General features: G+C 27.5%; 10 protein-coding genes. All 10 read right to left on the bottom strand.

The features are described from left to right. Nucleotides 1–121 precede the first annotated feature (121 nt). The 10 genes from JN03_RS02665 to JN03_RS09665 all read right to left on the bottom strand — a co-directional run bounded on the left by JN03_RS02665 (nt 122) and on the right by JN03_RS09665 (nt 14,908). Nucleotides 122–451 carry a hypothetical protein gene (locus tag JN03_RS02665; protein WP_036443997.1) on the bottom strand — a complete coding sequence of 110 codons (330 nt, stop codon included), beginning with the start codon at nt 449–451 and terminating at the stop codon, nt 122–124. Nucleotides 452–467: 16 nt separating this feature from the next. Continuing rightward, nucleotides 468–3,392 carry an AAA family ATPase gene (locus JN03_RS02660; protein ID WP_036440268.1) on the bottom strand — a complete coding sequence of 975 codons (2,925 nt, stop codon included), beginning with the start codon at nt 3,390–3,392 and terminating at the stop codon, nt 468–470. A gap of 138 nt (nt 3,393–3,530) precedes the next feature. Continuing rightward, nucleotides 3,531–4,892: an AEC family transporter gene (locus JN03_RS09675; RefSeq protein WP_134076677.1), complete on the bottom strand. Its 1,362-nt coding sequence runs from the start codon at nt 4,890–4,892 to the stop codon at nt 3,531–3,533. Nucleotides 4,893–4,927: 35 nt separating this feature from the next. Further along, nucleotides 4,928–5,608, bottom strand: a complete 681-nt coding sequence (gene rnc, locus JN03_RS02650) for a ribonuclease III (RefSeq protein WP_134076676.1) — start codon at nt 5,606–5,608, stop codon at nt 4,928–4,930. A 2-nt stretch (nt 5,609–5,610) separates the two neighbouring features. Further along, on the bottom strand, nt 5,611–6,627 hold the full coding sequence (gene plsX / locus JN03_RS02645; protein ID WP_134076675.1) for a phosphate acyltransferase PlsX: 1,017 nt from the start codon (nt 6,625–6,627) through the stop codon (nt 5,611–5,613). A gap of 13 nt (nt 6,628–6,640) precedes the next feature. Further along, a complete protein-coding gene (locus JN03_RS02640) occupies nt 6,641–8,284 on the bottom strand; it encodes a DAK2 domain-containing protein (RefSeq protein ID WP_036445534.1) in 1,644 nt (547 codons plus the stop codon). Continuing rightward, entirely contained in the window at nt 8,284–8,556 is a 273-nt protein-coding gene (locus tag JN03_RS02635; RefSeq protein ID WP_051599086.1) for a hypothetical protein, read from the bottom strand. Before JN03_RS02635 ends, JN03_RS02640 begins: the two co-directional genes overlap by 1 nt. A gap of 6 nt (nt 8,557–8,562) precedes the next feature. Next, on the bottom strand, nt 8,563–9,816 hold the full coding sequence (gene glyA / locus JN03_RS02630) for a serine hydroxymethyltransferase (protein ID WP_134076674.1): 1,254 nt from the start codon (nt 9,814–9,816) through the stop codon (nt 8,563–8,565). A gap of 19 nt (nt 9,817–9,835) precedes the next feature. Continuing rightward, nucleotides 9,836–10,381, bottom strand: a complete 546-nt coding sequence (locus JN03_RS09670; RefSeq protein WP_134076673.1) for a hypothetical protein — start codon at nt 10,379–10,381, stop codon at nt 9,836–9,838. A 183-nt stretch (nt 10,382–10,564) separates the two neighbouring features. Continuing rightward, nucleotides 10,565–14,908: a PolC-type DNA polymerase III gene (locus JN03_RS09665; protein ID WP_134076672.1), complete on the bottom strand. Its 4,344-nt coding sequence runs from the start codon at nt 14,906–14,908 to the stop codon at nt 10,565–10,567. Nucleotides 14,909–14,919 lie beyond the last annotated feature (11 nt).

Genomic DNA, 14,919 nt, shown 5'->3' with positions numbered 1-14,919 from the left:
ACTATTATTATAAATAAATGTAAAGAATGCAGAATTTGCTAAGTAAATAGTAAGTTCTGCTATAGCTAGTTTTTTAATTGATTTTAATTGTAAATTATTATTCTCAATCATTTAATTTTAACTAATCTATACTTTCTTTCATTAATGTTAAATTTTGATTTGATTCATCAACTTTTTTTATTATGTCGTTGAAAATATTTTTTCTTTCAGTTTTATCACTTGTAGTAGCTAAACGATTAGCAAGTTCATCACGGATATCTTTTTCAAAAGTTGGAAAATTATTGATACCAGTTTTTGTTTCTACTTTGCCTCTTAGCGACTTATTTTTCTTCAAACGTGAGTTTAATTTTATTCTAAGATTCGATTCACAAGATACTAGTGAAAAAGCAAAAAGTGGTATAGTAACCACTGATAGTCCTAATCCAATAAATATTTTTTTACTTTTATTCATTTTAAACTACCTCTTCTTAATCATTGATTAAGCTTTTTGCTTCGGCTAAATTAACCCCAAAGAATGTGGTAACTCCACGTTTTTGCATTGTTGCACCATAAAGCTTATCAACTCTTTCCATTGTTCCTTGACGGTGTGTAATAACAATAAATTGAGTTTCTTTTTTTAGATTTTGTAAGAATTCTGCAAACCTAATAACATTAGCTTCATCAAGTGCGGCCTCGACTTCATCTAAGATACATAATGGTAATGGTTTTGCTTTTAGTATAGCAAATAGAAGTGAAATAGCAATAAGTGCTTTTTCACCACCTGAAAATAGTTTCAAGTTTTTAATTGCTTTTCCAGGAGGTTGAGCTATAACATCAATTCCACTATCTAATAAGTTATCAGGGTCAGTATATCTAATTTCAGCCATACCCCCACCAAACATTTTTGCAAATACAAACTTAAATTCACCATTTACTAGTTCAACTGTTTGAGTTATACGTTCAACAATGATTTTGTCCATTTCATTAATAGCTTCTTCAATTGTATTTTTAGCGGCTACTATTTGGTCTTCTTGTGTCTTGACTTGTGTATATCTTTCTTGAACTACTTCATATTGTTCAATAGCTTCAAGGTTAATATGGCCCAATTCTCTTATGTCTTGTTTTAAATTGTCCACTAGTTTTCTAGCTACATCAAAATCAAGTTCTGGTTTGTAGAATTGTTTTGCAGTTTCAAATAACAATCCATATTGTTCTGAAAGTCTTCTTTTTGCATTTTCAATAATTGATTCAGCACGAACTTTTTCAGCAATTTTCTTACCATTTTCTTCAAGAAGTTCTTTTAATGCTACATCAGCTTCATTTTTCTTGAAAGTAAGATCGTAAAATTGATCTCTTGAACTTTTTAAAATTTCACTTTGAGTTTTATAGTTAGCTGATAAATTACTTCTTTCTACTATTAAAGCAGCAATTGATTTACCAAAGTCAACCTTTGATTCTAATTCAAGTTCTTCGTTGGTAAGTTGTTGGTATTTAATAGAAAGGTCATCAAATTCTGATAAAGCTTCAGAAAGCTTATTTTCATAGTTAGCTTTTTCAAGCGAGAAGTTTGTACTCAAAGTAATTTGAGTTTGTTTTTCATGTTCAAGTTTTAAAATTTGTTCTTTTAAAACTGCAATATTAGTTTCTAATGGTTCAAGAAGATCTTCTAATTGTTTTAATTGGTCTTCAATTCCAAAAATTGAAATTGATTGAGTTGCTTGGCCACCAGACATTACACCGCCAGCTCTTATGACGTCACCATCAAGTGTCACTATCATGTATCTTTTTTCAAGTAGTTTTGAAAGTTTGTTAGCATTATCAATGGTGTCACAAACTAATGTGTTACCTAATAAAAACTTCTTCAAGGTGTCGTATTCTTTAGCTGTATTCACAAGTTCAGAAGCTACACCTAAAAATCCATTTTGCACTTGAGCAACTACAATATGTTGTTCAGGTAGCAGTTTTGGTTGAATTGATGAAAGTGGTATAAAGGTAGCGCGACCACCATTATTTTGTTTCAAGAAGTTAATTGCAGCAACTGCAGTTTCAGGAGTATCAACTACAATATGTTGTGTTGCATTAGCCAAAATGGTTTCAATAGCTTTTGCAAATTTTGGCTCAACCTCAATTAATTGACTAACAAGGGATTTATACCCTTTGAACAAATGAGCGTTTTCTACAATGTTTTTGGTACCTTTAGCAAGGGATGTACGATTATCCCTTACATCTTTGATAACATCTATTTTACTTTTTACTTTATTTAATTTTTCAACTTCTATATGATACAAACGATTAAGTTCATTGATGTCAGTACTTAATTTTATAGTTTTATCTTCAAAAGCTTTTAGTTCATCAGCTTTATCTTTTAAGAATTTTTTGTAAGCAATAATTTTTTCATTTAGTTCACTAAGTACTTCTTTTAAAGTTTCTTTTTTATCTTCATTAGATACTTTAATAGCACCACTTAGAACCATTTCTCTTTGTTTTGCTTCTTTAGCACTTCTAATTTCTAAATTAGAAATTTCTGCATTAGTTTCATCAAGTTTCTTTTGGATGTCTTGAATTGTTGATTCAATACTATTAATAATTTCAGTTTTTTGATTCAAAGCTGATAGATATGAATTTAAACGGGTTTGTAAGTCTTCTTTCGCTAGACTAAAATCTCTAGCCTCATCTTCTAAAATGGTAAGTCTGTCTGAATAATGCATTAAGTCATGAACCAAAAGAACAACTTCAACTTCTTTTAATTGTTCCATTTTCTCTTTATAAACTTTTGCTTTTTCAGCTTGACGTTGCAATGGTTTTAATTGTTTTTCAAGTTCAAGTACTAAAACACTAATTTGAGAAAGTGCTTCTTCAGTACGATCTAATTTTCTTTTAGCTTCAATTTTTCTATAACGATACATCGAAGTACCAGAAGCTTCTTCAAAAATTTCCCGTCTTCTTTCAGGAGTTGCTTCAGCTATATCGCTTATTGTACCTTGGCTAATAATAGCAAGTGATGATTTTGAAATACCACTTTCCATTGCAATTTCTTTTACATCTCTTAGTCTTGCGGGTTCACCATTGATGAAATATTCATTTTCACCTTTTCCACGATGCAATACTCTTGAGATAGTAAAGAAATCATGTGGTACTGAAACTGCGTGGTCTCTATTATCAAAAGTAAGTGTTACTTCAGCACGGTCCATTTCTTTTTCAGTTTTAGAACCTGCAAAGATAACATCTTCCATATTATCACCACGTAGAGCTTTTGAACTTGATTCTCCTAGAACTCACCTAATAGCATCGTTGATATTAGACTTACCTGACCCGTTAGGACCAATAATAGCAACTACTCCACCATCAAATTTAAGCGCTACTTTATCAGCAAAAGACTTAAATCCGTGAGCCTCTACCTGTATTAGTTTCATATATTCCTTTTTGTAAATAATGATTGTTTTTTTATTAAATTAAAAGTAAAAAAAATATATTTACATTAACATTGTTTAATATAAATATAAATTTTATAATAAATTTAACAATTTTTTGCTATTTGACTTTGGGCAAGTTTAAATCGAGTTCACAACAATTGTGCCAATCGCAAGCCACATAGGAATGAAAATAAAACTAGAAATTGTTGATAAGCTACTTACTTGTGCGGTATATTTTTCATGTACTTTTAAGTGTTGAGAATAGATTACAATTGTAGTTCCCGGAGGAACTGAACCAGTCATAATTAATAGGGCTGCAATTGATTTATCTAGTACGTTTGTAGCCACAAGTGGAACTATAATTGCCATAATAAATAAAGGAATTAATATCATTTTGAACACTAAGAACAATCAATTTCTACCTTTTGAAAATACTTCCTTTAGGTTTGATTTTGCAAGACTTGTACCAATTACTATTCAAATTAAAGGACTAACTAAATTAGTCAACATTTGAATAGGTTTGAAAAAATAAGGCATTGTAACTGATAAGTTGTATCAACCTGTAGGTTGACCATTATAAGCCACATAATTTTTTGTGATACTATCTTGAGTAAATCATTTAATTACATCATCAACTCTTATACCATATAGAGTTGAGAAATTAGGGCCAAAAGTTGCTTTTTTAATAGCAACTAATTCTTTAACAATAGTTTGCCTATTTTCATTTACATATTCATAATTAAATTTTTCAAGCACTGAAAGATCTTTCACAGTTGAACCTGCACCAGGAATGTATTGTGTAGATCATAAAAGAATCGAAATCATAACCACAATAAATGAAGCATTTAAAAATGCTTTTTTCATAGTAAATTTAAATTCTTTTTTAGTAAATCTTATCCCTGATAGAAGTGAAAATGAAAGCCCAAAACCTCCAATATAGTACAAAATATTTCAAATACTTAATGCTCCAAGTTGTGATCCTGTTGGGTATAAAGCCATAATTACAGGTGTAGCAAATAAAATATTCGAACCATAAATACACATTAATCAATTAACAAGATGTTTCTTTTGTAGAAATTCTAAAAAATTACTTTGTTCAAGTACTTTTCCTGTTTCTAATTGATAATTTTCTACATATATTTCATATTCTTTTTCTGCACGAATTTTAACTTTTTGAGGTAGTGCTTTTGGTAATAATTTAACTCATAATATGGCAATTGCGGTTAAGAAGAAATAATAAAATGCACTAGCGCCAAATACTATTCCATAAGTTTTAATATCTCGTTTTCCAGCATCATTTAAAAATGAATAAAAAGCTAGAAAAGGAAGCAAAATATTTATAACTACTTTTTCAAGATTGCTGACAAAAGATTCATTTATAAACTTAGTTTTGAATAATACAAACCCAAGTATTGTAATCACTAATGTTGCTATTATTGTTCCTCAAATACCAGTATGTGTAATAACACCTTTAAATAAATCTAATGGATTACTTTTCATTATTCGCCATCCTCCTTTCTAAATAAATATTGTGTTTAAACATTTAAACTTTTCAATGCATTTTTAGCAGCATTTTCTTTGGCTTCTTTTTTTGTTTTTCCAAAGCCTATTCCATATTTTTTGTTATCAACAATTATAGCACTTTGAAATTTACCTAATTCTTCCAAAAAATCTGTTTTATAAATTATTTTACAACTTCCATTCAATTGAATTAATTCTTGGAAAGTTGTTTTAGGATCTTTTTCTATTTTTTCATTTAGTAAATAATCTTTTAAATGTTTTTTTATAAATTTATCCGTAAAATCCAACCCTTTTTCTAGATAAATAGCAGCTGTAAATGCTTCAAAAAAATCAGAATTAATTTTTTCATTTTTACCATTAAGAAAAGCATTTTTTGAAAATAGAATATTTTCAGAAAGTCCAATTTTTTCCGATACTTCCGAAAGTGTTTTATTATTTACAGCATAACTTCTATGTTGTGTAGCTCTACCTTCTTTATATTCAGGATATAATCTATAAATTTCTTTTGAAACTAGAAATTGTAGAATTGAATCTCCTAGAAATTCTAAATATTGAAAATCTTTAACGTTTTTATGCTCGTTAGCATAAGTGCTATGAGTTAATGCTCTGCAAAAAGTATCAATATTTATATTCTCATCATAAATGTTTAAATCTATAAGAAGTTTTTTTATTCTTTCTCTAAATTTAGTATCCATAATTATTCATCTTCTTTTTTAAGATTATTTAATTTTTCTTTTATTTTATCAATCAAATTATTTTCTAAGCCAAATCTTATTTGGTTAAGCGCACCATAAAAAGCAACTTCATCACTACTTCCATGAGCTTTAACAATTATTTTTTCAAGACCTATTATAAAAGCGCCACCGATGTTTCTATAGTCATATCTTGTTTTTATTTTATTTAATTCTTTTCTTAGAAGTAATGCACCTATCTTAGTTTTCAAGTTTTTCATAAAAGCTTTCTTGAAAATACTTGCCATTGATTTAGTTGCACTTTCATATGTTTTTAAAAATATATTTCCAGCATAACCATCTGCTAGAACCACATCTGATTCACCATTAATAACATTATTTGGTTCCACAAAACCTAAATATTCATAATCTAAATTTTTTGCACTAATTATTAATTCGTTTGCTTCTTTAATAGCTGAAATTCCTTTATAATTTTCAGTACCAATATTTAAAATTCCGACTTTAACAAAATCATTTTTTGAAAATAAGTTTTTAAAGACAACATTAGCTAATTCGGCTCATTCAACAATATTAGTTGATTTTATTTCAACATTTGCGCCAGCATCCAAAAGTAAAAAATTCTTTTCTGGATTTGCGCTTGGAATAATAGGCATAAAGGCAGGTCTTTCAATACCATCTAGTCTTTTTATTTTTAAAGAAGAAATTATTGTAAAGGCACCGCTATCACCACTACTTAATATAGCATCTGCACCTTTGTTTAACTCTTCAAAAGATGTCAACATTGAGCTTTCTTCTCTAAGGAGTTCTCTAATATTTGTTGTTGCTTTTTTGACAACCTTTGAAGAATTAACCACTTCTAAATTCTTCAATTTTTTATCTATATTATTATTTATTGTTTCTTGATTTCCTACTAGTACCAAGGTATAATTAGGAAATTCCTTAGCAAATTTATTCGCGGCTTGAATAGCACATATTTCACCATTATCACTATTCATAACATCAAATATAATTTTTTTGTTCATAAGTCCTCTTTATCTATTCAGCTGAAATAAAGTAAGAATATATTTTTTGACCACCATTAACAATTTGAACTTCAACATCATAAGTTGCTTCGATATAATTTTGCAATTCTTTTGTAGAAGCTTCTGATGTTTCTTGCCCATAAATAATAGTTACTACTTGAGTTTCATCTGTAATCATTTCATTTATAGCCATAATAGCAGCACCATTATCTGTTTTATCACTTTCAATTAGTTTACCATTAACTAATGACATAAATGAATTGCGTTTAACTTTTTTACCATAAAGTTTTGCATCTTTAACAGCTTTAACTATTTCAGCATAACTTGTATTCTTTAAAGAAAATTTAAATAATTCATGATTTTCTTCTTTGGTATTTTCTGAACTAAAATTAGTTAATATTGGAAGAATTTGAGCTTCGCTTTTCGTAGGTATTATTATTATCTTTTTATTTTTTTGAATTTTTGAAGCTTGCTGAGCTGAAAGAATTATGTTTGAATTGTTAGGAAAGAAAAATATAGTTTTAGCATTCACATTTTCAATTGCATACACAATATCTTTTATAGATGGATTATTAGTTTGACCACCTTCTATAATATAATCAACAGAATAATCATTCTTTAGAATGTCAATAATTCCCTTGCCTGTATTACAAGAAATAATTCCAAATTCTTTTTGTTTTGATTTACCATTATTGTTTTTATTATTATTCAAGTTATTTGAAATACTTTTACTTTCATTAGCTTGCAAAGTCATATTTTCAATTTTAACTTTTACAAATTGACCAAATTTATTTCCAAAGTTTAATATACTACCTGGTCTTTGTGTATGGATATGAACTTTTAAAATATTTTCATCATTGACCACAACTAATGAATTACCTTTTTTCTCTAGTTTCTTAACAACATAATCTTTATCAAATTCTGCAATATTATCTATTTCAACTATGAATTCAGTACAATAACCAAATTCTCCATTGAATACTTCGCTATCAGAAATAAATTTATTAATTGTTTCTTTTGCATCATCTTTATTTATTTCAATTGGAGTTCCCAAGAAATATGAATACATTCCATTAAGAATGGTATAAAGCCCTTCACCGCCAGAATCAGTAACCCCAACTTCTTTTAATATAGGAAGTAAATTAGGCGTGTTATCACAACTTTGTCTTGCAAATTTAGTGATATGCTCAAACATTTCTGTAATACTCAAATTATCACATTCGATTTTATTTAGATTTTCAGAAGTTTCTCTAATAACTGTTAGAATGGTTCCTTCAACTGGTTTTAATACTGCTTTATAAGCAATAGTTGTGGCTGAGGCAAAAGCTTCACGTAAATCATTTGAATCTATTGAGGTTTTTCCTGAAAAACTATCACTAAATCCTTTAAAAATTTGACTTAATATAACCCCTGAATTTCCTCTTGCACCAAGCAACATATTTTGAGAAACAGTTTTTGCAATTTCATAAATATCATTATTAGAAACATTTTCTAATGCGTCTTTAGCTGCAGTAATAGTCATTGTCATATTAAGACCAGTATCTCCATCTGGCACAGGGAAAATATTTAATGCATTAATTACATCTTTTTTGTTATATAAATTGTTTGCTGCGGAAATAATTGCTTTTCCTCAATCTTTACCATCAATACGTTTCATTATTTAATCCCTTTTATATAAATATCGAAAATGTCTATTACTATATTTTTTTGTTGTAATTGGTAGTTAATTATTTCAAATAATTCTTCTACTATAATTTTTGAAAAACTATTTTCTATAAGAAACAATTCCATTTTTATATCTATTGCATTATTTGCTTTTTCTGATTTCAAAACAATAGTTTCTAAACCGCTACAATAATTTATTTCATATATTCCCGGAACTGTTTTGGCTAATGTTATTACATATTCATTTAATTCTTTTAAGTTCATATCCACCTACTCAATATAAACTTTCTTTATTGGAAATGAATGTGCTAGTTTTGCAATTTCTTTTTTAATAACATTTAACAAACTTTCATTATCTTTTTCGCGTAAAGCCTTATCAATTAAATTTGCTATGATAATGAATTCTTCTTCTTTAAATCCCCTTGAAGTCATAGCGGCAGTTCCTAATCTTATCCCACTTGAAACAAAAGGACTTTCGGTATCATTTGGAATAGTATTTTTATTAGCTGTTATATTTAATTTACCTAAAATTTCTTCAGCTAATTTTCCAGTAATTCCATAAGTCTTTTTAACGTCTATTATAAATAAATGATTTTGTGTTAAACCCGAAACTACACAAGCACCTTTATTTAAAAATGTTTGACAAAAAACTTGTGAGTTTACTAATACTTGTTTTTGATATTCGACAAATTCAGGTTGTAATGCTTCGTAAAACGAAACTGCTTTTCCAGCTATTTGATGAAACAATGGACCACCTTGATATCCCGGGAAAACTGCGCGGTTTATTTTATTAGCTATTACTTCATCATTTGTAAGAATAATTGCTCCACGAGTTCCTCGTAATGTTTTATGAGTTGTAGTCATAACAACATCAGCATAAGGAGCAGGTGAAGGATGAAATCCCGCAATTATTAATCCAGAAATGTGTGAGATATCAGCAAATAAATAAGCACCTACTTTATCAGCAATTTGTCTAAATCTAGCAAAATCTACAATTTGTGAATATGCTGAATATCCACAAATTATCATCTTAGGTTTTTCTTGAATTGCGATTTTTTCAATCTCATCATAATCTAAAATTCCATTATCAGAAACCTTATAAAAAGCAGAATCGTAGAATTTTCCACTAAAGGATAATTTATACCCATGAGATAAATGACCGCCTGAGCTAAGCTCTAAACCTAGTACTTTGTCCCCTTGTTCTAAAAGAGCCATAAAAATTGCGGCGTTCGCAACACTTCCTGAATAAGGTTGAACATTAGCATAATTCATACCAAAAAGTTTTTTAGCTCTTTCTTGAGCAATTGATTCTATTTTATCAACATTGCTACATCCACCATAATATCTCTTGCCCGGATAACCTTCACCATATTTATTAGTTAAGCAGCTTCCAGTAGCTTTCAAAACATCTTCAGATACATAATTTTCAGAAGCAATTAATTCAATATGTTCTTCCTGCCTAATATTTTCAAGTTCAATTAATTCAGCAATTTCATTATCTTTTAGAGGAATTTTCTTATACATTTTTTTCTCCTAAATTAAATTAATCTAATAAAGACTTATTAAAAGCTTCTTTTTTTTCTTCAATTGCTTTTGATTTATTAATTTTCTTTTTAAGAATTTCTTTATTAATCATCATTATTGGGAAGAACATAAATCCAAATCCAACAGCAGGTAAAACTCTAATATATCATTTGCCTAGTTCTACTCCTGAGCTAACTAAAAATGTGTTCATAGCTAATGCAATAGGAATTAAGAATTGAAGTGATGAAGTTTTTAATACTTTAAATTTAAGAACCAAAAGTAACAATACTGATATTTGAATAATTGCAACTGCAAGTGCAATTGGTAGTAACATACTTCATCTTTTGTTATTTAATATGTAAGACTTTGTTGCAGGAATTAATCATCCATCACCACCAAGCAACAAGAACATTAAAAACGAAGGAATTGCGATTAAAAATAATGCAATAAGTGCAATCTTTCAATTATCAGACAATTGAAATTTTACTTTTTCATTTTTTTCATCACTGCTTTTATAGTTATCAAAATTTATTTTTTTATTTTTTCATTTTTTGTTGGCAGACATATTAACCTTTTGTTGAAATTAAGATTTATATATATTTTTAATAAATATAAAAATTATATATTGTTTTTTAAAAATTATATTTTTAAGTTTCTCAAGTAAAAAAATAGAAAAATATTTTTTTAATATTTCCCTTATATAAAGTAATTTTTTAAAAATTAAATAATTTTATTATTGACAAAATTTTTATCACAAACTAACTTCATTAGTTTCATCTAAATTATCTAAAACACCTAATTCTCTTAAAAAAGTTATGTTTCTAGAATTCAATTTAGTTCTTTCTTTTAGATCTTCAACTGATAAAAACATACCTTCATTACGGGCTTTGCAAATAGAATTTGCAGCAATCTCCCCAAGTCCTTCAACACAAACAAATGGAGGAATTAATGATTTATTCTCTTTATCGATAACTCATTCAATAGATTTAGATTTTTCTAAATTAACATTTTCAATCTTAAATCCACGAGCATAAAGTTCTTGTGAAATTTCAAGTATAGGAATAAACAAGTTTTCTTTTTGTGTTATTGAAGTATCTTTCGAATCTATTTTTCCTTTTAATTCATTTAGCTTATGAGTAATAACATTTTTACCACTAGCTAAAATTTTTATAAATATATCTTCATTTTTGTTAGAAAAATATGATGCATAAAATTCAAGTGGATGGTGAATTTTATATCAAGCAATTCTTCAAGCCATAATAACATATGCAGTAGCATGAGCCTTAGGAAACATATATTCAATTTTCTTTAATGAGGAAATATATCATGAAGGAATATTTTTATTTTTCAAAAGATTTTCTTGATCGGCAGTTAGTCCTTTTCCTTTTCTAACATCTTCCATTATTTGAAAGGCATTTAATTTATCAATACCTTTATCAATTAAATTTTTCATAATGTCATCACGACAACAAATGCAATTTTCTAATGATTTACCAGATTTAATTAATTCTTCAGCATTACCACTTCACACACCTGTACCATGACTAAGACCCGAAAGTAATATAAGATCGTTAAATGATTGGGGCTTTGCAACTTCTAACATCTTACGTACAAACTTAGTACCAAATTCAGGAATTCCAAATACACCAGTAATCTCGTTTGATATTTGTTCAGGTTTTATACCCATCGAACTTGTCGAACTAAATAACTTGATAACTTTTTCATCTTGGAATGGAATTTTTTTAGCATCAGTATTTGTTAGTTCTTCTAACATCTTAATAGCTGTAGGATCATCATGACCCAACAAGTCTAATTTAAGAACATTATCATGAATAGATTCAAAATCAAAGTGTGTTGTTTTTCATTGACTATAAATATCATTTGCAGGATAGTTAATAGGAGTAAAGTCTTCAACATCATATTCTTTAGGGATAATTATTATTCCTCCAGGGTGTTGTCCGGTAGTTCTTTTTACCCCTTCGGTTTTAGTACTTAAAAAGTCCAAAAATTCCTGTGTGTAAGTATTATTTTGTTTTTTCTCTTCAAAATATTTTTTACAAAAACCATATGCTGTTTTTGATGCTACTGTTGATATGGTTCCAGCTCTTAGTGTATGACTTTCTCCAAACAATTCTCTAACATAGTTATGAATTGTTGGCTGATAAATACCACTAAAGTTTAAATCTATATCAGGAACTTTGTTAGCTTCAAAGCCTAAGAAAGTTTCAAATGGAATATTATTCCCATCATTTTTCATTAACTTTCCACACTTAGGACAATTTTTTAAATCAAGGTCATAACCCGATAATTTATCATTGCATCATTCTAAATATTTACAGTTCTCACATAAATAGTGAGGTTCTAATGGATTTACCTCTGTTATATTGGCAAGGTTAGCAACAATAGAAGATCCAACACTTCCACGACTTCCAACCAAATATCCATCTTCATTACTTTTCTTAACAAGCTTATGACTAATTCAATAAATTACAGAATATCCATATTTAATAATTGAATTTAATTCTTTATCAATTCTTTCTTTAATTTTGACATCAATATTTTCGCCATATCTTTTAGTTGCGTTTTCATAAACTAAGCTTTTTAAATTTTTATCTGAATTATCAAATATAGGAATAAATAATTTGTTTTTAATAATTTCCAAATTACTTTCAACCATATCTGCTATTTTATGAGTATTTTCAACTACTATTTCATTTATTAAATTAGCATCATTTAAAAATAAAAACTCATTTTTCATTTCTTCTGTAGTTAATAATTTAAATGAAGTTTCTGTAATGTCTTGATATTTTTTTAATCAGTGAACACCACCACCAAGTAATGGAGTATTTATATAAATGTTATATATAAGTTTTTGTCAATCATAAACATATCTTGAATCGGAAGTTGCAACACATATCTTATTAAGTTTTTTTGCTTTATTAATTAAATCTATGTAAGCCCATTCTATTTCTTCGCGAGTTATCCAGTCATCTTCATATAAGTAATTAAATGAAGATATAGGGGGCAGTTCAATATAATCAAAATAAGATAATACTTTTAATATATTTTCATCAGTACCTGTAATAACTTCATCTCATAACAATGACGAATTAGTACTTGAACCAAGTAATAAATCAGAATCTGGTTTTCATCTATCCAAATAAAATTTAGGTCCATTATTATAGTTTGAAGTTAGACTTTGCGAAATATATTTAAATAATTTCTTAACTCCATTTTGATTCTTAGCGAGCATTCTGGCTTCATAAGAAAATTTTCTACCAAATATATTTTTTGAATCTAATTTCAACAATTCTTTTGAAGTTGTTATATTCATATCTTTCTTTAATTTTTGAATAAACAAAATTCAAACATTAGCTAAAATTTCAGCATCATAATTTGCTCTATGGGCTGCAAATTTATCGTAATAAACATTTGTTTTTTTAGCAACACTTTGAAGATTGTGTTTTTTATCTAAAGGAAATAAGAATCAAGAAATTGCAAGCGTATCCATTGCAATAATATGTTTAGCATCAAGTCCGTGTTTAATAAATTGTTGTTTACATACATTAACGTCAAATTTTGCATTATGGGCTATTGCAATATTGTTTTTTAATAGATCATAAATCTTCTTAATCCCTTCTTCTTGAGAAAGCCCTTTTTCTGCAACAAGTTCATCAGTAATATTTGTAAGTTTAGTAATAGATGCAGGAATTGGTTTACTAGGTTTTAAGAAAAATTGGATATTATCTTCAATAACTCCATTTCTTACAATAACTCCACCAAATTCAATTATTTCATTAAATCTAGCACTAAGCCCAGTAGTTTCTATATCGAATACCAAATAAGATTCGTCATTTAATTTGAAATCTTTGTAGCCATAAAAAATATCATTATTTGTTGTTATAGAAGAAAAAGTTGCACCATAAATAGGTTTTAAATTTTTCTCTTTTTTCATTTGTTTATAGAATTCAGGATAGTTTTGAACATTATCTAAATCAGTTAATGCAATTGCTTTATGTCCATATTTTTTAATTGCTTTTAGATATTGAGAAATTGTACTAATACCGTCTTGACTTGACATATTAGATCTAGCCGCAAGTTCTATTCTTTTTACTTTTTCTTTGTCTTCACTTAGTTTAACAATGTCTTCTATTTTTCTTGGAAAATCCTTTGGTTTAAGACTAATTCCAAATTTTGGGTCATTATTAATCACACCCCTAACTTCAACTGTATCACCTATTTTATATTCGGGTAAACTATTAGAATTAACAAAATAAGTAACTTTTATTATTTCTTCATAATCTGACAAATATAAATCACATATATATGCATTTTCTTTATCTCTTCTAGCTTTTTGTTCTATTCTATATATTTCACCTTTTACGATTACATTTTTATAATTCAAACTTAAAGCATCATGTATGCTACAAGGAGTAAATTTAGAATTAGATTTTCATCCTTCTCTTTTACTTGAATGTTCTTTTACTTCTTCTTCTTTTTTGGTGAAGTCTATATTATTTACAATGTTTATTATTTTGTTATATATAACTTCTTCATTTATTTGATCTAGTACAAATTTAAACTCAATATCATTATGTCCAACTTTTTGAAATAAGTCTTTTAATAAGTCTTTTTTAGAATTTAAATATTCTTCATCTTTTTTGCTATGAATGGTAATTATTGCTATATTATTTTCAATTTTTAAATTGTCTGGGTCAAGAAAACCTATTTGTCTAGCGTTTAATTTTATTTGATTGTAATTAATATATTTTTTTAAATATTTACATAGTAAATCTATGTCTGTTATAGGTGTGTCAAACGTAAAGGTAATAACAATTTTTGATTGGGTTTTTTCAGAAAACGTTTCTTTCAAATGCATTTTAAATTTTTTAAAATCATCCATAGGAATGGTTGAAATTGCATTAAATTTGAAATTTAAAATATTTTTATTATTTATTTTCTTTTTCTCAATAGCTAATAATTTAACACCATAAAAATTCTGGTTTGGATTAAACCCAACCTTAGAACATAACTTTAAAAAATTACTTTCTTCTTTTGTTAATTTGATGTCTTTATTATTATCTTCTTGCATAACTTACCTTT

The organism is Metamycoplasma hyosynoviae (assembly GCF_004365165.1).
Taxonomy (GTDB): Bacteria; Bacillota_I; Bacilli_A; order Mycoplasmatales; family Metamycoplasmataceae; genus Metamycoplasma; species Metamycoplasma hyosynoviae.
Note: the sequence above shows the minus strand (reverse complement) of the source record. Positions and strands in the feature narration are given on the sequence as shown.